Annotated in this window: 21 protein-coding genes; 13 read left to right on the top strand and 8 right to left on the bottom strand. The window is 64.7% G+C overall.

Features of this window, described 5'->3' with window-relative positions; translation table 11 throughout:
* Positions 1 to 471 precede the first annotated feature (471 nt).
* The 3 genes from dksA (at position 472) to hslU (ending at position 3,120) form a co-directional block, all read left to right on the top strand.
* The gene (gene dksA, locus OKW27_RS29590; protein WP_090802202.1) at positions 472 to 891 is read left to right on the top strand and encodes an RNA polymerase-binding protein DksA; all 420 of its coding nucleotides are present in this window, start codon (positions 472 to 474) and stop codon (positions 889 to 891) included.
* A 335-nt stretch (positions 892 to 1,226) separates the two neighbouring features.
* The gene (hslV, locus tag OKW27_RS29585; protein WP_027199403.1) at positions 1,227 to 1,763 is read left to right on the top strand and encodes an ATP-dependent protease subunit HslV; all 537 of its coding nucleotides are present in this window, start codon (positions 1,227 to 1,229) and stop codon (positions 1,761 to 1,763) included.
* 10 nt (positions 1,764 to 1,773) lie between these two features.
* Positions 1,774 to 3,120 (top strand): ATP-dependent protease ATPase subunit HslU, encoded by a 1,347-nt coding sequence (hslU, locus tag OKW27_RS29580; protein WP_090802203.1) that lies wholly within the window; start codon positions 1,774 to 1,776, stop codon positions 3,118 to 3,120.
* Positions 3,121 to 3,253: 133 nt separating this feature from the next.
* Here hslU and OKW27_RS29575 read toward each other — a convergent pair whose 3' ends face one another.
* The 3 genes from OKW27_RS29575 to OKW27_RS29565 form a co-directional block, all read right to left on the bottom strand.
* A complete protein-coding gene (locus tag OKW27_RS29575; RefSeq protein ID WP_184025882.1) occupies positions 3,254 to 3,796 on the bottom strand; it encodes a response regulator transcription factor in 543 nt (180 codons plus the stop codon).
* Entirely contained in the window at positions 3,793 to 5,103 is a 1,311-nt protein-coding gene (locus OKW27_RS29570; RefSeq protein ID WP_429335582.1) for an ATP-binding protein, read from the bottom strand. Before OKW27_RS29570 ends, OKW27_RS29575 begins: the two co-directional genes overlap by 4 nt.
* Positions 5,104 to 5,438: 335 nt before the next feature.
* Positions 5,439 to 5,663, bottom strand: a complete 225-nt coding sequence (locus tag OKW27_RS29565; protein WP_429335581.1) for a cysteine-rich CWC family protein — start codon at positions 5,661 to 5,663, stop codon at positions 5,439 to 5,441.
* A 265-nt stretch (positions 5,664 to 5,928) separates the two neighbouring features.
* On the opposite strand from OKW27_RS29565, the gene argB reads away from it, so the two are divergent.
* The 7 genes from argB to OKW27_RS29530 all read left to right on the top strand — a co-directional run bounded on the left by argB (position 5,929) and on the right by OKW27_RS29530 (position 13,287).
* Complete coding sequence (argB, locus tag OKW27_RS29560; protein WP_018419098.1) at positions 5,929 to 6,828, top strand: acetylglutamate kinase; 900 nt, start codon at positions 5,929 to 5,931, stop codon at positions 6,826 to 6,828.
* A gap of 157 nt (positions 6,829 to 6,985) precedes the next feature.
* Complete coding sequence (locus tag OKW27_RS29555; RefSeq protein WP_429335580.1) at positions 6,986 to 7,753, top strand: pyrimidine 5'-nucleotidase; 768 nt, start codon at positions 6,986 to 6,988, stop codon at positions 7,751 to 7,753.
* A 41-nt stretch (positions 7,754 to 7,794) separates the two neighbouring features.
* Positions 7,795 to 8,505 carry a nucleoid occlusion factor SlmA gene (gene slmA, locus OKW27_RS29550; RefSeq protein WP_429335579.1) on the top strand — a complete coding sequence of 237 codons (711 nt, stop codon included), beginning with the start codon at positions 7,795 to 7,797 and terminating at the stop codon, positions 8,503 to 8,505.
* A gap of 321 nt (positions 8,506 to 8,826) precedes the next feature.
* Entirely contained in the window at positions 8,827 to 9,972 is a 1,146-nt protein-coding gene (metX, locus tag OKW27_RS29545) for a homoserine O-succinyltransferase MetX (protein ID WP_429335578.1), read from the top strand.
* Positions 9,969 to 10,577 carry a methionine biosynthesis protein MetW gene (gene metW, locus OKW27_RS29540; RefSeq protein ID WP_090802214.1) on the top strand — a complete coding sequence of 203 codons (609 nt, stop codon included), beginning with the start codon at positions 9,969 to 9,971 and terminating at the stop codon, positions 10,575 to 10,577. Before metX ends, metW begins: the two co-directional genes overlap by 4 nt.
* Positions 10,578 to 10,591: 14 nt before the next feature.
* Positions 10,592 to 11,986 carry an AmpG family muropeptide MFS transporter gene (locus OKW27_RS29535; protein WP_429335577.1) on the top strand — a complete coding sequence of 465 codons (1,395 nt, stop codon included), beginning with the start codon at positions 10,592 to 10,594 and terminating at the stop codon, positions 11,984 to 11,986.
* A complete protein-coding gene (locus OKW27_RS29530; protein WP_429335576.1) occupies positions 11,983 to 13,287 on the top strand; it encodes a M48 family metallopeptidase in 1,305 nt (434 codons plus the stop codon). Before OKW27_RS29535 ends, OKW27_RS29530 begins: the two co-directional genes overlap by 4 nt.
* A 59-nt stretch (positions 13,288 to 13,346) precedes the next feature.
* Here OKW27_RS29530 and OKW27_RS29525 read toward each other — a convergent pair whose 3' ends face one another.
* From OKW27_RS29525 to gatC, 5 genes are all read right to left on the bottom strand, one after another.
* On the bottom strand, positions 13,347 to 14,126 hold the full coding sequence (locus OKW27_RS29525; protein WP_090802219.1) for an exodeoxyribonuclease III: 780 nt from the start codon (positions 14,124 to 14,126) through the stop codon (positions 13,347 to 13,349).
* Between the two features lie 52 nt (positions 14,127 to 14,178).
* Entirely contained in the window at positions 14,179 to 15,018 is an 840-nt protein-coding gene (locus tag OKW27_RS29520) for a PPK2 family polyphosphate kinase (protein ID WP_429335575.1), read from the bottom strand.
* 143 nt (positions 15,019 to 15,161) lie between these two features.
* Positions 15,162 to 16,637, bottom strand: a complete 1,476-nt coding sequence (gene gatB / locus OKW27_RS29515) for an Asp-tRNA(Asn)/Glu-tRNA(Gln) amidotransferase subunit GatB (RefSeq protein ID WP_429335574.1) — start codon at positions 16,635 to 16,637, stop codon at positions 15,162 to 15,164.
* A gap of 5 nt (positions 16,638 to 16,642) precedes the next feature.
* Entirely contained in the window at positions 16,643 to 18,130 is a 1,488-nt protein-coding gene (gatA, locus tag OKW27_RS29510) for an Asp-tRNA(Asn)/Glu-tRNA(Gln) amidotransferase subunit GatA (protein ID WP_429335573.1), read from the bottom strand.
* Positions 18,131 to 18,288: 158 nt separating this feature from the next.
* Complete coding sequence (gatC, locus tag OKW27_RS29505) at positions 18,289 to 18,588, bottom strand: Asp-tRNA(Asn)/Glu-tRNA(Gln) amidotransferase subunit GatC (RefSeq protein WP_018419087.1); 300 nt, start codon at positions 18,586 to 18,588, stop codon at positions 18,289 to 18,291.
* Between the two features lie 372 nt (positions 18,589 to 18,960).
* Here gatC and OKW27_RS29500 point away from each other — a divergent pair, with 372 nt between their 5' ends.
* From OKW27_RS29500 to mreD, 3 genes are all read left to right on the top strand, one after another.
* On the top strand, positions 18,961 to 20,004 hold the full coding sequence (locus tag OKW27_RS29500; RefSeq protein ID WP_004189550.1) for a rod shape-determining protein: 1,044 nt from the start codon (positions 18,961 to 18,963) through the stop codon (positions 20,002 to 20,004).
* A gap of 154 nt (positions 20,005 to 20,158) precedes the next feature.
* On the top strand, positions 20,159 to 21,295 hold the full coding sequence (gene mreC, locus OKW27_RS29495) for a rod shape-determining protein MreC (RefSeq protein ID WP_187612099.1): 1,137 nt from the start codon (positions 20,159 to 20,161) through the stop codon (positions 21,293 to 21,295).
* Positions 21,292 to 21,804 (top strand): rod shape-determining protein MreD, encoded by a 513-nt coding sequence (gene mreD / locus OKW27_RS29490; protein ID WP_090802227.1) that lies wholly within the window; start codon positions 21,292 to 21,294, stop codon positions 21,802 to 21,804. Before mreC ends, mreD begins: the two co-directional genes overlap by 4 nt.
* Positions 21,805 to 21,865 lie beyond the last annotated feature (61 nt).

Here is a 21,865-nt window from a genome sequence, read left to right as displayed (position 1 = left end):
AGCGTGCACGACCATCGCTTTTTGGCTTTCTGCGCGTTATATTTTCGGGATATCTCAGCGCCGCAGGCTGGCTTTCAGCAGTTGCGGTGCCGTATTGTGATTCAGTTACAATACGTGCCCACTGGAGAATGACAACGAATTGCCCGGTCGCGCGTATCCCGCGACGGGCCTGAAACGGCGCCGGAAAACCTTGTCCGGAGACACGCCGAAAACGCCGGCGGGCAAGGCCTGAAAAGGCACGCGCTCGTCGGCGAGCGATGCCTCAGGAGCATGTGTGAATCGGTTTCCAGAGGAGTTCGGCCCCGCAGCGGCGTAGCTAGCAACGCCCGGTGTGTGGGCGCCAGGCGCTTCGGCGTCACGACAGTCCAACGTTCGTGGCCACCCTGCGCTGCGCGTCCGCGCGACGCGTTTGCGGGCAATACGAAAGTGCGGGCCCTATGAGTTTTGCCTCACATTGAAGAAGTAAGCCAGATGACGACGAAACGACTCTTGACCGAAGCCGAAATCCTGAAGATGAGCGACAAGGATTACATGAATGCGGATCAGCTCGCCTTCTTCAAGAACAGGCTCGAACAGTTGCAGGCGGACATTCTCCGCAACGCCGGCCAGACGACCGAGAACCTGCGCGAAACGGTCATCGTGCCGGACCCGGCCGATCGCGCCACGATCGAGGAAGAGCATGCGCTCGAACTGCGCACGCGCGACCGCGAACGCAAGCTGCTGAAGAAGGTGCAGCAATCGATCGCGCGAATCGAGGCGGGCGACTATGGCTGGTGCGAGGAAACCGGCGAGCCGATCGGCATTCCGCGTCTGCTCGCGCGGCCCACGGCTACGCTGTCGCTCGAAGCCCAGGAGCGCCGCGAACTGCGCCAGAAGCTGTTCGGCGACTGATTATCTGCGGCGCGGCTTCGGCTTGGCGCCCTGAAAACGCTGCTTCGTCGAGAGGCGCACGGTGAATCGTGCGCCTTTTCTTTTTGCGCGACATCCGCGCATGCTCCGCCATCCGTCCCGCCCCGCCGTCCCTTCCCGCCTCGTTTCTCAGGCTAAGCGGATTTTCAGTTTTTCGTCCTATGCCTTCCGGCGGATCTTGATATGACCGCGCGCGCCCTAAAATAGATCGGACATGCGCTCACGAGCGCGCCGCCCGGCGCGCCGTCCGCTGACTGGATTCATGCGGTAGCGCACAGCGCTGCCGCGTTCTACCCGTTTTGCAAAGAGGAACGCATATGGAGCAATTTCACGGCACGACGATCGTTTCCGTGCGCCGCGGCAACAAGGTGGCGCTCGGCGGCGACGGCCAGGTCACGCTCGGCAACATCGTCATGAAAGGCGGCGCGAAGAAGGTCCGGCGCATCTACAACGGCAAGGTGCTGGTCGGCTTCGCCGGCGGCACGGCGGATGCCTTCTCGCTGCTCGACCGCTTCGAGGCGAAGCTGGAAAAACATCAGGGCAATCTGACGCGCGCGGCCGTGGAGCTCGCGAAAGACTGGCGCACCGACCGCATGCTGCGTCGTCTCGAGGCGATGCTGATCGCCGCGGACGCGAGCACCACGCTCGTCATCACCGGCAACGGCGACGTGCTCGATCCCGAAGGCGGCATCTGTGCGATCGGCTCGGGCGGTGCGTACGCGCAGGCGGCCGCGAAGGCGCTTGCCGACAACACCGAGCTGTCGCCGCGCGACATCGTGGAGAAGTCGCTGGAAATCGCCGGCGACATGTGCATTTACACGAACCATAACCGCGTCATTGAGACGATCGAGTAAGGACCCATCGATGAGCACCATGACCCCCGCCGAGATCGTCTCCGAACTCGACAAACACATCATCGGCCAAGGCCGCGCGAAGAAGGCCGTGGCGGTCGCGCTGCGCAACCGCTGGCGCCGTCAGCAGGTCGACGAACCGCTGCGCCAGGAAATCACGCCGAAGAACATCCTGATGATCGGACCGACCGGCGTCGGCAAGACCGAAATCGCGCGGCGTCTCGCGAAGCTCGCGGACGCGCCGTTCATCAAGATCGAAGCGACCAAATTCACCGAAGTCGGCTACGTGGGCCGCGACGTCGACAGTATCGTGCGCGACCTGATCGAAATTTCGGTCAAGCAGACCCGCGAAACCGAAATGCGCAAAGTGCGGACCAAGGCCGGCGATCTGGCCGAAGACCGCATCCTCGACATCCTGCTGCCAACCGCACGGCCGGTCGGCTTCGGTTCGAGCTCGAGCTCGACCGACACCGCCGATGAAGGCAGCACGACGCGTCAAACGTTCCGCAAGCGCCTGCGCGAAGGCCAGCTCGACGACAAGGAAATCGAGCTCGACGTCGAGCAGCCGCAGGTCGGCATGGACATCATGGGGCCGCCGGGCATGGAAGACATGACCGAGCAGATCCGCTCGATGTTCGCCAATATCGGCGGCGGCAAGAAGATGCGCCGCAAGATGAAGGTCAAGGAAGCGCTGAAGGTGCTCACCGACGAAGAAGCCGGCAAGATGCTGAACGACGAAGAGGTGAAGAGCAAGGCGGTGCAGAACGTCGAGCAGAACGGCATCGTGTTCCTCGACGAAATCGACAAGATCGCGTCGCGCAACGAAGCGGGCGGCGGTGAAGTGTCCCGTCAGGGCGTGCAGCGCGATCTGCTGCCGCTCGTCGAAGGCACGACGATCAACACCAAGTACGGCATGGTGAAGACCGATCACATCCTGTTCATCGCGAGCGGCGCGTTTCATCTCGCGAAGCCGAGCGATCTGATTCCCGAGCTGCAGGGACGCTTCCCGATTCGCGTCGAGCTCGATTCGCTGTCGGTCAACGACTTCGAATCGATCCTCGTGTCGACGGACGCGAGCCTCGTCAAGCAATACCAGGCCCTGCTCGCGACCGAAGACGTGCACCTCGAATTCGCCGACGACGGCATCCGCCGTCTCGCCGAGATCGCGTACTCGGTCAACGAGAAGACCGAGAACATCGGCGCGCGGCGTCTTTATACGGTGATTGAAAAACTGCTCGAAGAAGTGTCGTTCTCGGCCGGCAATCATTCGGGCCATGCAGTGCAGATCGACGCGGCGTATGTCGATAGCGCGTTGAACGAAATCGCCGAAGACGAGGATCTGTCGCGCTACGTGCTTTGACATGCGCGGTGACAGCGCGAAGCGCTGATGCATGAAAAACGGGCTGCCTTCGCATAGGCAGCCCGTTTTGTTTGGTGCCGCCCTTCCCGCGGCGGCGCCTCGAACAGCCAACGCCGCGGCAGAAGATCGCCGCCTACTGCTTCACCGGCCGCTTCGCCAACTTGCGCTGCAACGTGCGCCGATGCATGTTCAACGCGCGCGCGGTCGCCGAGATATTGCCGTTGTGTTCTGCGAGCACACGCTGGATATGCTCCCATTCGAGCCGCGCCACCGACAGCGGCTGCGGATGCTCGATCGCCTCCTCGGCCTGCAACGCGCTCGCCTCGCTTTGCAGCGCCGACAGGATCGTCTCGACGTTGGCGGGCTTTGCGAGATAGTTGTCGGCGCCGTCCTTGACCGCCTGCACCGCGGTGGCGATGCTCGCGTAGCCGGTCAGCACGAGCATGCGCGCATCGGGCTGCAGATCGCGTAACGGCGCGACGAGCGTCAGGCCGGAGTCGTTGCCGAGATGCAGGTCCACGGTGATCTCGCTGAACTTCTGCTGATTCGCGAGCCGGATCGCCTCGTCCGCGTTGTGTGCTTCGGTCACCGTGTAGCCGCGCCGCGTCAAGCCGCGCGCGAGGATGCCGGAGAACACTTCGTCGTCGTCGATCACCAGAAAATTCTTCTCGCTCATGCCTGTTTCTCCGTGTTGGATGGCGCGGCGCCATGTGGGCTCGCTCCGGAAATCTTGCGTGCGGCGAGCGGTAGTCGCAGCACCGCACGCGTGCCGCGCGGCCGTCCGCCGTTGGCGTCGGTCAGCTCGATCGATCCCTTCAGACGCGCCGCCGCCGAAAACGCCAGATACAGGCCGACGCCGTGACCGCCCTGTGTGCTCTCCACCGGCATCGCGCCGAGCGAGCCGCGCAGCGCGGCCGGAATGCCCGGACCGTGGTCACACACTTCGAACACGATCTGGTCGCCGCGTGGCGCGAGCACGCAGGACAGTGTCACGTGATCGCGGCTCGCGCGCGCGGCGTTGTCGAGCAGGATCGTCAGTATCTGGCTGACGGCCGCCGTGTCGTTGAGACTGACATCGGCGGGCGGTGTGCCAAGCCGCTCGAACTTCACGTGAGGATGGCGCAGGCGCCATTGCCCGGCAAATGATTCGAGCCATTCGTCGACCGGCTGGCGGTTCGTCGTGGTCGTTGCGCGGCTGCGCAACCGCGCGAGCGCCGACGTGCACAGCATCATCTGCTGCTCGAGCAGCTCGAGATCGGCGCGGTAGGGGGCGAGTCCCGCGTCGGTCCGCGCCGCGTCGCGCAATTCTTCGGACAACATCGCGATTGTAGACAGAGGGGTGCCGATTTCGTGGGCCACGGTGGCCGCCTGCACGCCGAGCGCGACCGCCCGTTCGTCGTGGAGCAAGCGCTGCTGCGCTTCTCCAAGCGCTGCGTCACGTAGCCGCAGCGCTCGGGACATGCGCGCGACGAACCACGCAATCAGCCCCACGCTGACCATGAAGTTGACCCACATGCCCGCGCGGTAGTAGTCGAACAGGTTGGCGGGATTCTCGAGATTGAGCGGCACGGAATCGAAACTGAGCATCGCGTAGCAGGCGACCGCGAACGCCGCGAGCCAGGCCATCAGATACCACGGCAGCACCGCCGCCGCGATCGCAAGCGATGGCAGGTACAGCGACACGAACGGGTTGGTGGTGCCGCCGGACAGGAACAGCAGCGCCGACAACGCCCCGAGATCGACCCAGATCTGCCCGAACAGCTCGAGGTTGGACTCGGGACGCTGCTGCGACACGCGCCACCACGTGAGCGCGTTGAACAGCACTTCGAGCCCGATCACCAGCAGCATCGCGGGCAACGGCAGATTGGCGCCGATGAAGATCTGCACGAACGCGATCGTCAGCAGCTGACCGATGATTGCGAGGCTGCGCAGCCAGAACAGATGACCGAGATTGACGCGGCCGGTGTTGGTTATACGGTGCATGACCCTAGTCTACCCGTTACGCCGCCGCGGCCCGAGCCAGTGGCGCCGCGGCAGATGAAGCCCGTGGCTTCGCCGCCGCGGCCAAACTGCACCCGCTCGACGACGCCCGCCATTATTGCCCCGCTCGACCCGGGAAACGCCGTCGCACAATTGCGCGCCGGCTACACGCTGCGGATGGCCAGCCGGCACGCCGACGCGATCGCCCCGGATCGGCAGCCGCGGTTCGGCGAATGGGAGCGGGCGCCGGAAGCGATTGTGCGCGATCTGCGGGCGCGGGTGGCGCAGCATCGCCGCGCGTCGGCGGTTTCTGATCGGCCCCCGGGCGAATCCGACCATCACGGCCGCTCATGCTCACTCGCCTCGTATGTCGCCTGTGCAATCTCCGCGGCCAGACACTCCGGGCACAGACACCGGCCGCCTGGCTTTAACCGCTCGACCGGTAGCGGCGGCAGCGCGCGGCACCAGCAGTTGGACGGCTCAGTCTGCATGCCGCAGTCGAAAGCATTGCCGCAACGCGGACAGCGTGCGCTGCGTTCGGAGCGGGGGGAAGACGATTTCATCGCAGATCGGCGCTCAGGGCCGGGGACATTGATCAAGCCATGATGCCATGACTGACACGCTCAGGTGCAGTCGTCCGTTCGGCCAATGCACAGCCGTCACGCAAGTGCGTTACGCTTGCTGTTCGACACCCCCGCGGCCCGTCATGGTGCGGTACGCCAAACCTGCACCGCCCGTCGCTCGCGCCGCGGCCGAAAACCCTGTTGCAGCGCGCCAGTCCTGTACAATTCGCGCTGTTTTAACTGTTCCGTGCCCGAGCCTGCCGCCATGTCCGAGCTTCCCGACCTCTCGCAGATTGCGCCCACCCTGAAAGCCGAAATTCTGGCCGAGGCGCTGCCTTACATCCGTCAGTATCACGGTAAGACCGTGGTCATCAAATACGGCGGCAACGCCATGACCGAAGAGCGTCTGAAGCAGGGCTTCGCGCGCGACGTGATTCTGCTGAAGCTGGTCGGCATCAACCCGGTCATCGTGCACGGCGGCGGTCCGCAAATCGACCAGGCGCTTAAGAAAATCGGCAAACAGGGCACGTTCATTCAGGGCATGCGCGTCACCGACGAAGAGACGATGGAAGTCGTCGAATGGGTGCTCGGGGGCGAGGTGCAGCAGGACATCGTGATGCTGATCAACCACTTCGGCGGCCACGCGGTCGGCCTGACCGGCAAGGATGGCGGCCTGATCCACGCGCGCAAGATGCTGATGCCCGATCGCGAAACTCCGGGCCAGTACGTCGACATCGGCCAGGTCGGCGAAGTCGAGTCGATCAACCCGGCGGTCGTGAAGGCGTTGCAGGACGACGCGTTCATTCCGGTCATCTCGCCGATCGGCTTCGGCGAAGACGGCCTGTCGTACAACATCAACGCGGATCTCGTCGCGGGCAAGCTGGCGGTCGTGCTGAACGCCGAAAAGCTCGTCATGATGACCAACATCCCCGGCGTGATGGACAAGGAAGGCAATCTGCTGACCGACCTGTCGGCGCGCGAAATCGACGGTCTGTTCGAAGACGGCACGATCTCCGGCGGCATGCTGCCGAAGATCTCGTCCGCGCTCGATGCGGCGAAGAGCGGCGTGCGCTCGGTGCACATCATCGACGGCCGCATCGAGCACTCGGTGCTGCTCGAAATTCTGACCGAACAGCCGTTCGGCACGATGATCCGCTCGCATTGATCGTTGCGGCATCCCCGGCACAGGGGTTGCGTCCGAGCGGCGCGACGCCTGTGCCCCACCTCGCGGCCGGCAGTCCATGCGCGCCCCCGAGCGTTGATGCGGCAATCTCTGCGCATCCGCAGCATGAAACGCCCGTCAGCGGGTGAAGAAATCCACCATGCGCACCCCCTCTTCGCGGCGCCGCCGTCCTGACCTCGCAGGCGGCAAGCCCGTCTGGCTGTTCGATCTCGACAACACGCTGCACCGCGCGTCACATGCCATTTTCCCCGCGATCAATCGCGGCATGACCCAGTACATCATCGACGCGCTGCAAGTCGACATCGACGAAGCCAACCGTCTGCGCACCGGCTACACGCTGCGCTACGGCGCAGCACTGCTCGGTCTCACGCGCCACCATCCGCTCGACGCGCACGACTTCCTGAAGGTCGTGCACACGTTCCCCGACCTCTGCTCGATGATCCGCCACGAGCGCGGCGTTGCGCGTCTGATCGCGGCGCTGCCGGGCCGCAAGATCGTGCTGACCAACGCGCCCGAAACCTACGCGCGCGCAGTGCTCGCCGAGTTGCGCATCGAGCGGCTATTCGAGCGCGTGATCGCGATCGAGCACATGCGCGATCGCCGCCGATGGCGCGCGAAGCCCGATCACGCGATGCTGCGCCGCGCGATGCGCGACGCGCACGTGTCGCTGAAAGACGCGATCCTCGTCGAGGACACGCGTTCGCACCTGAAAAACTATCGACGGCTCGGCATCCGCACCGTGTGGATCACCGGGCACCTGCCGCGCCAGCCGCACGCGGACGGTGTACCGACGCGCCTGCCGGGCACCGGCCGGCCGCATTATGTCGACCGCAGCATTCGTTCGCTAAAATCGCTACGACTGGGCACGCGCTCGGTTCGATGGAAGGGACGCAAGCCGGGACAGTAGGGACGAAAGCCGCCAACGACATCAGCCGGGGGACCACAGCCATGCAGCCGATCGACAAGCCTGACGAAACCTCAGCCGCAGCCTCCCCCGCGGCGCCGGCCGCCACACGCTCGCCGCGTCCGAAGCCGGGCGAGCGTCGCGTGCACATCCTGCAGACGCTTGCCAGCATGCTCGAGGCGCCGAAGCGCGAGAAGGTCACCACGGCGGCGCTCGCCGCCCGGCTCGGTGTGTCGGAAGCCGCGCTGTATCGCCATTTCGCCAGCAAGGCGCAGATGTTCGAAGGGCTGATCGAGTTCATCGAGCAGACGCTGTTCGGCCTCATCAACCAGATCACCAATCACGAAAACAACGGCGTGCTGCAGGCGCGCGCGATCGCGCTGATGCTGCTCAACTTTCCCGCGAAAAATCCCGGCATGACGCGCGTGCTGACCTGCGAGGCGCTGATCGGCGAGCACGAGCGACTCACCGAGCGCGTGAACCAGATGCTCGAGCGCGTCGAGGCATCGCTGAAGCAGTGCTTGCGGCTCGCGCAGACCGAAGCGCTTGCCCGTGCGGATAACGACGTCACAGGCAACGCCGGCCCGCAGACCGCACCGCAATCCACTGCGTTGCCTGCCGGCTACGATCCCGCCATTCGCGCGAGCCTGGTAGTGAGCTATGTAATCGGCCGCTGGCATCGCTATGTGCGCAGCGGTTTCGCGCGGCCGCCTGCCGAACACGCGGACGAGCAATTGCTGCTGATTCTTCAGTAGTCCGCGAGGACTCGCACCCTTCGCGCGGCATCGCCCGTGCCGCTGCCGCGCGGAATTTTCCGCTATACTTTGCGCCTGATGTTGCCGCGGCCTTCCGATGCATAACGGACCGCGCCAAGGCATCCCGAAACACGTCGCACCCGGTTTCACACCCCTTCACGCGCCGATTTGCTGACTCGATTGCGGGCGCGCGAACCCTTGGCCCCAGGCCCGCGGTTCACTATAAATGCGGCTAAAGAGGTCGTCAGCTGCGCACACCGTCCTTCTCTTCGTGCTTCGCCGACGCCGTTTAGCCGCCCTGTTGACTCAATGGCGGAATGAATGGAATCCATCGGCATCGTCGCTCCCCAAAAAATGCATTTCACCGAGCCGCTGCCATTGCGCAACGGCAGCTCGCTCGCAGGCTACGACCTGATGGTCGAGACCTACGGCACGCTCAATGCCGCGCGCAGCAATGCGGTGCTCGTGTGCCACGCGCTGAACGCATCGCATCACGTGGCGGGCGTGTACGCCGACGATCCGAAGGACATCGGCTGGTGGGACAACATGGTCGGCCCGGGCAAGCCGCTCGATACCGACAAATTTTTCGTGATCGGCGTGAACAACCTCGGCTCGTGCTTCGGCTCGACCGGGCCGATGAGCATCGACCCCGCGACCGGCAAGCCGTATGGCGCGACCTTTCCGGTCGTCACCGTCGAAGACTGGGTCAACGCTCAGGCGCGCGTCGCCGACGGGTTGGCCATCACGCGCTTCGCCGCCGTGATGGGCGGCAGTCTCGGCGGCATGCAGGCGCTCGCGTGGAGCATGATGTATCCGGAGCGGGTCGCGCATTGCATCGTGGTCGCATCGACGCCGAAACTGTCCGCGCAGAACATCGCGTTCAACGAGGTCGCACGCTCGGCGATCCTGTCAGACCCCGACTTCCACGGCGGCAACTACTACGCGCACGGCGTGAAACCGAAGCGCGGCCTTCGCGTCGCGCGGATGATCGGCCACATCACGTATCTGTCGGACGACGACATGGCCGAAAAATTCGGCCGCTCGCTGCGTCGCGCGGAAGGCGCGCTCGATGACTACAACTTCAGCTTCGACGTCGAATTCGAAGTGGAATCGTATCTGCGCTATCAGGGCGACAAGTTCGCCGACTACTTCGACGCGAACACCTACCTGCTGATCACGCGCGCGCTCGACTACTTCGATCCGGCCAAGGCCTTCGACGGCGATCTGACCGCCGCGCTAGCGCACACCACCGCGAAGTATCTGATCGCGAGCTTCTCGACCGACTGGCGTTTCGCGCCGGCACGCTCGCGCGAACTGGTGAAGGCGCTGCTCGACCACAAGCGCACGGTCACCTATGCGGAGATCGACGCGCCGCACGGCCACGACGCCTTCCTGCTCGACGATGCGCGCTATCACAACCTGCTGCGCGCCTACTACGAACGCATTGCAAACGAGGTCAACGCATGAACCAGCGAGCACTTGATTACCTGGCATTGCGCCCGGACTTCCGCGCGATCGCCCGTTGGGTCGAACCGCGCGCGACCGTGCTCGATCTCGGCTGCGCGGACGGCTCGTTGCTGTCGCTGCTGAACGAAGAACTGGACGTGCAGGGCTACGGCATCGAGATCAACGACGCCGGCGTGCTCGCCGCGACGCAGAAGGGCGTCAACGTGATCCAGCAGAATCTCGAAGACGGCCTGCGCCTGTTCGAAGACGGCAGCTTCGATTTCGCGGTGCTGTCGCAGACGCTGCAGACGATTCATCAGACCGCGGCGATCCTGCGCGAGACGGTGCGCGTCGGCAAGCAATGCATCGTGTCGTTTCCGAATTTCGGCTATTGGGCGCATCGGCTGTCGGTATTGCAGGGGCGTATGCCGGTGTCGAAGTCGCTGCCTTATCAATGGCACAACACGCCGAACGTGCGTGTGCTGACGATCAAGGACTTCGAAGCGCTCGCGCCCGAGGTCGGCATCGAGATTCTCGATCGCGTCGTGCTGCATGACGGACAGGTGGTGCGTTGGGGCGTGAACTGGCGTGGTAGTCTTGCGGTCTATCGCGTCAAGAAAAGCTAACGTCACTTATCCACATGTCGAACCCGCCGCACGAGGCGCCCGCACTTACCGCTCACGAAGAACATCCCGGCTGGCGCGCGTTTTTGAATACGCGCATGCTGATTTGCGTCTTTCTCGGCTTCACGTCGGGATTGCCGCTGTTTACGCTCGTCTACCTCGTGCAGGCGTGGCTGCGCTCGGAAGGCGTCAATCTGAAGGAAATCGGCCTCTTCGCGCTGATCCAGTTTCCGTACACCTGGAAATTCGTCTGGGCACCGCTGATGGACCGCTACGTACCGCGCGTGCCCGGTTGGCGGCCCGGCAGACGGCGCGGCTGGATGCTCGTCACGCAATTGCTCGTGGCCGGCGCGATGGCGACGCTCGGTTTCGTGTCGCCACGCGAATCGATCTGGACCGTCGCCGCGCTGACCGCTCTGGTCGCGTTCTTCGGCGCGAGCTCCGACATCGTGATCGACGCGTACCGGCGTGAATTGCTCAGCGACACGCAGCAGGGCCTCGGCAACGCGGTGCACGTGAACGCGTACAAGATCGCGGCGCTCGTGCCCGGTTCGCTCGCGCTGATTTTGTCCGATCATCTGCCGTGGAGCACCGTGTTCATCGTGACGGCCGCGTTCATGCTGCCGGGCGTTCTGATGACGCTGGTCGTGCGCGAGCCCGAGGTGCACGGCGAGCCGCCGAAGAATCTGCGCGAGGCGATCGTCGAGCCGTTCAGGGAATTCATTCAGCGCGACGGCTGGCGCACCGCCCTTTTCGTGCTCGGCTTCATCTTCCTGTACAAGCTCGGCGATACGATGGCGACCACGCTGTCCACGTCGTTCTTCCTCGACATCGGTTTTTCGCGCACGCAGATCGGCGTGATCGCCAAGACCACGGCGTTCGGCGCGAGTCTCGCGGGCGGCATCGTCGGCGGGATCTGGCTGATGAAGATCGGCATCGGCCGCGGCTTGTGGATCTTCGGTTTGCTGCAGATCGTGTCGACGCTCGGCTTCGCGTGGCTCGCGCATCTCGGCCCGGACTCGCCCGGACTTGCCGCGATTTACAACATTGCCGTCGCACTGAGCCAGGGGACGACGAAGCTGCTGTCGTTCGTCGGCATCGACTGGAGCGTGCAGTTCGATCCACGCTCGGTCGCGCTCGCGCTCGTGTACGGCTTCGAGACCTTCGCCACCGGTCTCACGATGGCCGCGTTCACCGCGTATATCGCGAGCACCACCGATCCGCGCTACACCGCGACGCAGTTCGCGCTGTTCACGAGCCTCGCGTCGGTGCCGCGCACGCTCGCGTCGGCGGCGAGCGGCTATGTGGTCGCGCGGATGGGCTGGTTCGACTACTTCATCCTCTGCACCGCGCTCGCGGTGCCCGGCATGCTGCTACTGGTGCGTATCGCGCCGTGGAGGGACCGGTCGTGAAGGTACCGCTTCCGACCCGCGCGCGCCGCACCGCACTCGGCGCCGTAAGCGTCCTCGGTTGCGCGAGCGTCGCGCTGGCGATGCCGGCGGGCGCCTATGCGGCCGGCACGCCGGCGATTGGCGCCAGCCCGGTGAGCGGCGCGCAAGCGCCCGCGCCGGCCGCCGCCGCCGCCGCGACCACCAGCGGTGCGACGCCCAACCCAGCCCCGATGCCTGCGGCCAGGTCCGCGACCAGCGGCACCAGCGCCGCGGAAAACGCGACTTCGGCTGCAGCCGGCAACAGCGGCAACAACAGCGCCGGCGGTGCCAATCCTGGCGCGAATAACAGCACCGGTGCCAACGCCGGTGCCCCGGGCACGCCCAGCGCTAGCGGTGGCGCTCCGGGCGCCGCTACTTCCGGCTCCGCGCCGCAGCCCGCGCACGCCCCCGCCACCGCCAAAGCGCCCGCCGCGGCATCGGCCCCCGGGGCCGTCCCGCCGCCCTACTACGTGAGCCCGCAACTGCGCTACGGTGGCTACATGGTGTTTCGCAACCTGATCCCGTCGTCGATGCTCGAGGCGCAGGCCGCCGAGGAGTTCAACCAGATCGTCTACGGCGCCAGCCACGCGAACCGCCTGTACGGCGAGACGGACGCGCGCGTGACGCGCGTGCGCTCGATCATCGACCGGATGATTCCGTACTCGTTGAAATGGAACGAGCGAGCCAAGCTCTGGAAGTGGGAAGTCGCGGTGGTGCGCTCGAACGACATCCGCATGTACTGCCTGCCGGGCGGCAAGATCGTCGTCTATAGCGGGATTCTCGATCGCGTCCGCCTGAACGACGACGAGGTCGGCATGCTGATCGGCCATGAGATCGCGCACGCGTTGCGCGAGCACGCGCGCATGCGGCTCGGTCAGTTGCAGGCGAGCCAGCTCGATTCGTCCGGCACGATTTCGCAACTGTTCGGCCTCGCCGATCTGGGCATGGCGCCGCTCGGCATCGGTTCGCGTCTGCTGGAAATGAAGTACGAGAGCACCGACGAAACCGAAGCCGACGTGATTGGCAGCGATATCGCGTCGCGCGCCGGCTTCGATCCGCGCGCGGCGGTCACGCTGTGGGATAAGCTCGCGCAGGCGACGCGCAGCAGTCGCAAGCAGGGCTTCATCTACGTGCACCCGTACACGCCGGCGCGCCGCGACGACATCATCAAGCGGCTGCCGGACATGCTGCCGCTGTACGCGAAGGCAATCGGCAAGAGCGTCGACGAGTTGCCCGATTATGCAGGCATCGGTCGGCCGACCCGCAAGCCTGCGCGCGACTGATACCCCGGTTCTACGACTGCCGGCGGGCCACGGCGCTGCACGCGTCGCGGCCGGTGGGCTTACTTTTTGACCTTATGGTCGTAGTCGACGGTCAGCGGCGCATGGTCGCTGAACTTGATGTCGCGGAACACGTCGGTGCGCTTCGCCTTGCTTGCGATGCCCGGCGTCGCGATCTGGTAATCGATCCGCCACCCGACGTTCTTCGCATACGCCTGACCGCGATTGCTCCACCACGTGTACTGCTCGGGCCGCTGGTCGAGTGTGCGGAACACGTCCACATAACCGACTTCGTCGAACAGTTTGTCGAGCCATGCGCGCTCTTCGGGCAGGCAGCCCGAATTCTTCTGGTTGCTCTTCCAGTTCTTGATGTCGATTTCCTTGTGCACGATGTTCACGTCGCCGCACACGATCACCTCGCGCTCCTTCGCCAGCTCGGCGAGATGCGGCATGAACTCGTCCATGAAACGGAACTTGGCCTGCTGGCGCTCGTCGCCGCTCGACCCCGACGGCACATACACCGAGACCACCGACAGCTTGCCGAAACGCAACTCGACATAGCGCCCTTCCGGGTCGAACTCCTCGCTGCCGAAGCCGATGACCACTTCGTCCGGCTCATGACGCGTATAGACGCCCGCGCCGCTATAACCCTTTTTTACCGCATGCTGGAAATAGCCGGTGAAATCATGCGGCGCCATAAACTCCGGCGTCATGTCGTCCTGCGAGCATTTGATTTCCTGCACGCAAAGCACGTCGGCGCCCTGTTCGCCGAACCAGTCGAAAAAGCCCTTCTTCGCCGCCGAGCGGATGCCGTTGAGGTTGGCGGTAATCACACGCAACATGTCTTTCCTCTTTTGTTCGATTCGTTTCTGAAGCCAAGGGGCAAGGCCGCGTTCACTCGACCTTGACGCCCTTCAGCGATTCCTTGGCCGGCGGATATTCGAGCTTTAGCGCGTCGAGCGTGCGCAGCAGCAGTTCGGCGACCATCACGTTGCGATGCGTCTTCGAGTCGGCCGGAATCACGTACCACGGCGCGTATTCGGTCGACGTCGCGGCCAGTGTGTCGCGATACGCGGACTGATACGCGTCCCACTGCTTGCGCGCTTCGAGATCCGACACGTCGAATTTCCAGTGCTTCAACGGATCGTCGATGCGCTCCTGCAAACGCACACGCTGCTCGTCCCTTGAAATGTGCAGCATGCACTTGAGAATCGTCGCGCCGCTGTCGGCGAGCATCTCCTCGAACTGACGGATGTGGCGGCACCGCTGCTGGAACGCCGCGGCGTCGAGCGCGCCCAGCACGGTCGGCACGAGCAGGTCTTCGTAGTGACTGCGGTTGAAGATCGTCAGCTCGCCGGCCGCGGGTGCCTGCGCATGCACGCGCCACAGGAAGTCGTGCGCGAGTTCGACGGGCGTCGGCGCCTTGAACGGCACGATGCGCAAGCCGAGCGGGTCGACTTCGTGAAATACCGCGCGGATCGTGCCGTCCTTGCCGCTCGTGTCCATGCCTTGCAGCACTAGCAGAACGCGGCGCTTGCGCTGCGCGTGCAGCCGCTCCTGCAGGTTGTCGAGCAGCAGGCCTACTTCCGACAGACGCGCGCGGTCAGCGTCTTTCGAGCCGCTCGAAAACGGCTTCGCCTTCGGATCGAAATGGTCGAGCGAGAAGTGGTTTTTTTTCTTGCCGTCGTCGAAATACGGCACGCGGAAATCGTCGAGATCGGGTTGCTTTGTCATGCATACACTCCAAGGTCTACGCTTACCTATGCTTAACCGGCTGAAGCGGGTCCGCAAAATAAAACGGGCCGTTGCCCTGCTTCGATCCGGCAACGGCCCGTGGTGACACGGGCGCGATCACGCCCGGCCCGCGGCACTTCAACTCAGGACAACTTCTTCTTGAGCAATTCATTGACCTGAGCAGGGTTGGCCTTACCCTTGGTTGCTTTCATCGCCTGGCCGATCAGCGCGTTGAACGCCTTTTCCTTGCCGGCGCGATATTCGTCGACCGACTTCTGGTTCGCGGCGAGCACTTCGTCGATGATCGCTTCGAGCGCGCCGGTGTCCGAAATCTGCTTCAAGCCTTTCGCCTCGATGATGCGGTCGGCGGCGGCTTCGTCGGTGGCCTTGTCTTCCCAGATCGCGAGGAAGATTTCCTTCGCGATCTTGTTCGAGATCGTACCGTCGGCAATACGTTGCAGAACCAGCGCCAGCTGCGCGGCCGAGACCGGGCACGCGGCAATGTCGAGGCCTTCGCGGTTGAGCTGCGACGACACTTCACCCATCACCCAGTTCGCCGCGACCTTCGCGTTGGCCGCACCGAACTTGGCGACTACCGCTTCGTAGTAAGCGGCCGTCGCCTTGCTCGAGGTCAGCACGTTCGCGTCGTACGGCGTGAGTCCGTACTGCGACACGAAGCGCCGCTGGATCGCTTCCGGCAGTTCGGGCATCTCGCTCTTCACGCGCTCGACCCACGCGGCGTCGATCACGAGCGGCATCAGGTCGGGGTCGGGGAAATAGCGGTAGTCATGCGCGTCTTCCTTGCTGCGCATCGAACGCGTCTCGCGCTTGTCCGGATCGTACAGACGCGTTTCCTGCACCACCGTGCCGCCGTCTTCGATCAGCTCGATCTGGCGACGCACTTCGTACTGGATCGCTTCTTCGAGGAAGCGGAACGAGTTCAGGTTCTTGGTCTCGGTGCGCGTGCCGAATTCCTTCTGGCCGACCGGACGCACCGACACGTTCGCGTCGCAGCGGAACGAGCCTTCCTGCATGTTGCCGTCGCAGATGCCAAGCCACACGACGAGCGTGTGCAGCGACTTCGCGTAGGCAACGGCCTCGGCCGCGCTGCGCATTTCCGGCTCGGTGACGATTTCGAGCAGCGGCGTGCCGGCGCGATTCAGGTCGATGCCGGTCATGCCCGCGAAGTCTTCGTGCAGCGACTTGCCCGCGTCTTCCTCGAGGTGGGCGCGCGTCAGGTTGACGGTTTTTTCGTACGCTTCCTTGCCCGCCTTTTCATTGGCCGGTACCTGGATCGTCACCTGACCGCCCTGCACGACGGGGATTTCGTACTGGCTGATCTGGTAGCCCTTCGGCAGGTCCGGGTAGAAATAATTCTTGCGCGCGAAGATGCTGCGCGGCGCCACCGTTGCGCCGATCGCGAGGCCGAACTGAATGGCGCGTTCGACCGCGCCGCGGTTCATCACCGGCAGCGTGCCCGGCAAGGCCAGATCGACGGGGCTGGCCTGCGTGTTCGGCGCGGCGCCGAATTGGGTCGCGGTGCCCGAGAAGATTTTCGAATGCGTCGACAACTGCGTGTGGGTCTCCAGACCGATCACGACTTCCCATTGTTTGGTCATGGTGCTCACACTCCTGCCGGTGCCTGACGGTGCCAGTCGGTCGCGCGCTGGAACGCGTCGGCCACCTGCAGCATCCGGGCTTCGTTGAAATAGTTGCCGATGATCTGCAGACCGACCGGACGCTGCGCATTCGCGCCCGCGCCGAAACCGCACGGCACGCTCATGCCAGGCAGGCCGGCGAGGCTCACCGACAGCGTATAGATGTCGGCCAGATACATCTGCACCGGATCGTCGCCCTTCGCGCCGATGTCCCACGCCACCGACGGCGCGACCGGTCCCATGATCACGTCGCACTGCTTGAACGCTTGCTGGAAGTCCTGCGCGATGATGCGGCGGATCTTCTGCGCCTGCAGGTAGTACGCGTCGTAGTAGCCGTGCGACAGCACGTAGGTGCCGACCAGAATGCGGCGCTTCACTTCCGGGCCGAAGCCTTCGGCGCGCGACTTCTTGTACATGTCGAGCAGATCGCGGTACTCGGCCGCGCGATGGCCAAACCGCACGCCATCGAAACGCGACAGGTTCGACGATGCTTCGGCCGGCGCGATCACGTAGTAGACCGGGATCGACAGTTCGGTCTTCGGCAGCGACACCTCGACGAGCGTCGCGCCGAGCGCTTCGTACTGCTTCAAGGCGGCGTCGATCGACGCGCGCACGTCGTCGGCGAGACCGGGGCCGAAATACTCCTTCGGCAGGCCGATGCGCAGACCGGCGAGCGGCTTGTCCGTGCCGCCGTCCTGCCACGACTTGCCGAGATAGCGCGTGTAGTCCTCGCGCTCGTGCGAGAGGCTCGTCGAATCGCGCTCGTCGAAGCCGGCCATCGCGTTGAGCAGCGTCGCGCAGTCCGCGGCGCTTTGCGCCATCGGGCCGCCCTGGTCGAGCGACGACGCGAACGCGATCATGCCGTAGCGCGACACCCGGCCGTACGTCGGCTTGATGCCGGTGATGCCCGAGAACGACGCCGGCTGGCGGATCGAGCCGCCGGTGTCGGTGCCGGTCGCGGCGGGCGCGAGACGCGCGGCCACGGCGGCAGCCGAGCCGCCCGACGAACCGCCCGGCACGGCCTTGCGGTCCCACGGATTCTGCACGGCGCCGAAATACGAATTCTCGTTGGACGAACCCATCGCGAACTCGTCCATGTTGGTCTTGCCCACGCACACCATGCCGGCGTTCTGCAGACGCGCGACCACGGTCGCGTCGAACGGGCTTTCGTAGTTCGCGAGCATCTTCGAGCCGGCCGTGGAGCGCCAGCCCTTCGTGACGAACACATCCTTGTGCGCGATCGGCAGGCCGACCAGCGGGCCCGCATGGCCGGTGTGCAGCAGCGCGTCGGCGGCTTTCGCCTGCGCGAGCGTCAGTTCCGGATCGACCTGAATGAACGCGTTCAGGCTATTGGCCGCGTCGATCCGCTTCAGGTACAGCTGCGCCAGTTCGACTGCGGAGCATTCCTTGCCCGCGAGCGCGGCGCGCAGTTCGCTCAAACTTTTTTCATGCATTGCGTTTTATCCTGGAAAGCGCGGCAGCGTGGTCACGCCGCCGTGGAGGCCTTCGGTTGCCCGTCGGCAGACCGGTCCGGCAAGGTTCGCGGCGAGGACGCGCGTCTGGACCACGGAGGCTCGCGCCGACGCCAGACCCGGGGTCTGCCCGGCGGGTCTTATTCGATCACCTTCGGCACGAGGTACAGGCCGTCCTGAACGGCCGGCGCGGGGCGCTGGAAAGCCTCGCGCTCGACCGTCTCCGTGACGGCGTCGTCACGCAGACGCAGCGCGACGTCTTCGATCTGCTCGATCGGGTGGGCAAGCGGCGCGATGCCGGTGGTATCGACCGCCTGCATCTGCTCGACGAGGCCGAAAAAATCATTGAGCTGGGCACGCGTGTGCTCGGCGTCGGCATCGGCCAGTTCGAGTCGCGCGAGATGCGCGATGCGTTTTACATCGGTCAGGGTCAGAGCCATGCAGTCACCGGAAAGGGTGGAATGTCACAACAGTTAAAAAGTCGCGTTGTAACAGCGGGTTACGACAAGATAGGACAATCCTGAAAAAGGAGCGGCAATGACAAAATGTGCGCTCCGTTTCCTTCAAAACATCCAAAATTATAAGGTATCATTACGCGTTCGACCCAAACCCGGACCGACTTACCAAGGCCTTGCGGACAATTCCAAGAACGTCCGGCGCTTTCCGCCCTGGCTTTGCAACGGCCTCCGGTAGACTCCCCCGCGGCTTCAAGTTCATGTGGCGTCGCTACCGCCCGGTTGAAGCTGTTATTTTTCCGCTGCCGCCCTACGCATACGGTGCGAGGCCCGGCCCCCAGCGAGACAGGATTTTGAATGTTCGGTTTTTTGCGCAGCTACTTCTCTAACGATCTGGCGATTGACCTCGGCACCGCCAACACCCTTATCTACATGCGCGGCAAGGGCATCGTTCTCGACGAACCGTCGGTCGTGTCGATCCGCCAGGAAGGCGGCCCCAACGGCAAGAAGACCATTCAGGCAGTCGGCAAGGAAGCCAAGCAGATGCTCGGCAAGGTGCCGGGCAACATCGAGGCGATCCGCCCGATGAAAGACGGCGTGATCGCCGACTTCACCGTCACCGAGCAGATGATCAAGCAGTTCATCAAGACTGCTCACGAATCGCGCATGTTCTCGCCGTCGCCTCGGATCATCATCTGCGTGCCGTGCGGTTCGACCCAGGTCGAGCGTCGCGCGATCAAGGAAGCCGCGCACGGCGCGGGCGCCTCGCAGGTGTATCTGATCGAAGAACCGATGGCTGCCGCGATCGGCGCGGGCCTGCCGGTGTCGGAAGCAACGGGTTCGATGGTCGTCGACATCGGCGGCGGCACGACAGAAGTCGGCGTGATCTCGCTCGGCGGCATCGTGTACAAGGGCTCGGTGCGCGTCGGCGGCGACAAGTTCGACGAAGCGATCGTCAACTACATCCGCCGCAACTACGGCATGCTGATCGGCGAACAGACCGCCGAAGCCATCAAGAAGGAAATCGGCTCCGCGTTCCCGGGCTCCGAAGTCAAGGAAATGGAAGTGAAGGGCCGCAATCTGTCGGAAGGCATTCCGCGCAGCTTCACGATCTCCAGCAACGAAATCCTCGAAGCGCTGACCGATCCGCTGAACCAGATCGTGTCGTCGGTGAAGATCGCACTGGAACAGACGCCGCCGGAACTCGGCGCGGACATCGCCGAGCGCGGCATGATGCTGACCGGCGGTGGCGCGCTGCTGCGCGACCTCGATCGCCTGCTCGCCGAAGAAACCGGCCTGCCGGTGCTCGTCGCCGAAGACCCGCTGACCTGCGTCGTGCGCGGCTCGGGCATGGCGCTCGAACGCATGGACAAGCTCGGCAGCATCTTCTCGTACGAGTAAGCGAGCCTTCCTCCCATGTCAGTAGCGCGGATCTGGCACACGGCCCCTTGCGGGCCGCTTTGTCGTTGGCTGGGCCGACCAGCCTCCGCTCGCTGACCGCGCGCGCCTTGCGCGTCGCCGTCTCACCCAACCGCTCACGCCCCCGGCGCCGACCATGGAATACAGTCCGCCGCCCCTGTTCAAGCAAGGCCCCTCCGCTCTGGCCCGACTGGTGTTCTTCGTCGTGCTGGCGCTCGCCCTGCTGATCTCCGATGCCCGCTTCCAGACGCTCGAAATCGTCCGCGGCGTGCTCGGCGCGGGTCTTTATCCTTTGCAGCGCGCAGCGCTCGTGCCGCGCGACATCTTCATGGGCGCCGCCGACCTCGCCGTGACGAGCGCCACGCTGCGCGACGAGAACGCGAAACTGCGCGCGAAGGATCTGCGGCTGTCGCAGCAGGCCAATCTGGCCGCGTCGCTCGCCGCCGAAAATGGCCATCTGCGCGCGCTGATGCAACTGTCGCAGAGCCTCACCACGCAATCGCTGCCCGCCGAAATCCAGTACGACACGCGCGATCCGTTCACGCAGAAGGTCGTGATCGGACGCGGCGCGCAGCAAGGCATCCAGAACGGCTCGCCGGTCGTCGACGAAGATGGCGTGATCGGCCAGGTCACACGGGTGTTCCCGCTGCAGGCCGAAGTCACGCTGCTGACGGACAAGGACCAGGCGGTGCCGGTCGAAATTCTGCGCACCGGCTTGCGCAGCGTGATCTACGGTACGCCGAAGGGCGACACGCTCGATCTGCGCTTCGTGCCGATCAGCGCCGACGTCCAGACCGGCGACGAGCTCGTCACGAGCGGCCTCGACGGCGTGTATCCGCCGGGGCTGCCGGTCGCGAAGGTCGTGCGCGTCGACAAGCAGGCCGACACCGCGTTTGCGCGCGTAGTCAGTCTGCCGGTCGCCGCGGTGCGCGGTGCGCGTCAGGTGCTCGTGCTGCACGTCCAGAACAACGCGCCGCCGCGCCCGGCGGACGAACCCGACGCGGCAACCGTCGCGAAGGAAGCGAAAGCGAAGAAGGGCGCCAAAGCAGCGGACGGCAAGGGCGCGGCGGACAAATCCGCCGCCAGGCCAGCCGACAGGAACGCCGCCGACAAAGCGGCGACCGAAAAGCCCGCAGCCAAATCCGTGGAAAAGGCGCCGGGCAAAGCTGCGGCCGACAAGAAGTCCGACAAGCCCGCAGCCGACAGGAAAGCCGAAAAGCCGGCCGCCGCGAAGAACGTGAAGCCGCAAGCCGAGCCGGGGGCTCAGCCATGAATCGCCCGCAATACATCCTGCAGCCTGTCAACCCGTACTTCATCGCGTTCAGCCTCGCTTCCGCGTTCCTGCTGAACCTGATGCCGTGGGGGCGTCTCGCCGGCGTGCCCGATTTCGTCGCACTCGTGCTGCTGTTCTGGAATGTCCATCAGCCGCGCAAGGTGGGCATGGGCATCGCTTTTCTGCTCGGTCTGCTGATGGACGTGCACAACGCGAGCCTGCTCGGCGAGCACGCGCTCGCCTACACGCTGCTCTCGTACGGCGCGATCACGATTCACCGCCGCGTGCTGTGGATGTCGCTCGGCGTGCAAATGTTCGCGGTGATGCCGCTGCTCGTCGTCGCGCAACTGGTGCCGTTCGTGATCCGGTTGTTGACCGGCGCGGCGTTTCCAGGCTGGAGTTATCTGATCGACGGTTTCGTCGAAGCGGCGCTATGGCCGGTCGCCAGCATCTTGCTGCTGATGCCGCAGCGCCGCCCCGCCGACCCGGACGATACTCGCCCCATTTGATCCCGCATCGGGCCCACCGGCCGCGGCCAGTTTGGGCGCACACTCTTGATGGCCGCATGCC

This window comes from Paraburkholderia sp. 35.1, from assembly GCF_050436525.1.
GTDB classification, from domain to species: domain Bacteria; phylum Pseudomonadota; class Gammaproteobacteria; order Burkholderiales; family Burkholderiaceae; genus Paraburkholderia; species Paraburkholderia tuberum.
The sequence above is the reverse complement of the archived record's forward strand: the minus strand, read 5'-3'. Positions and strand labels throughout refer to the sequence as shown.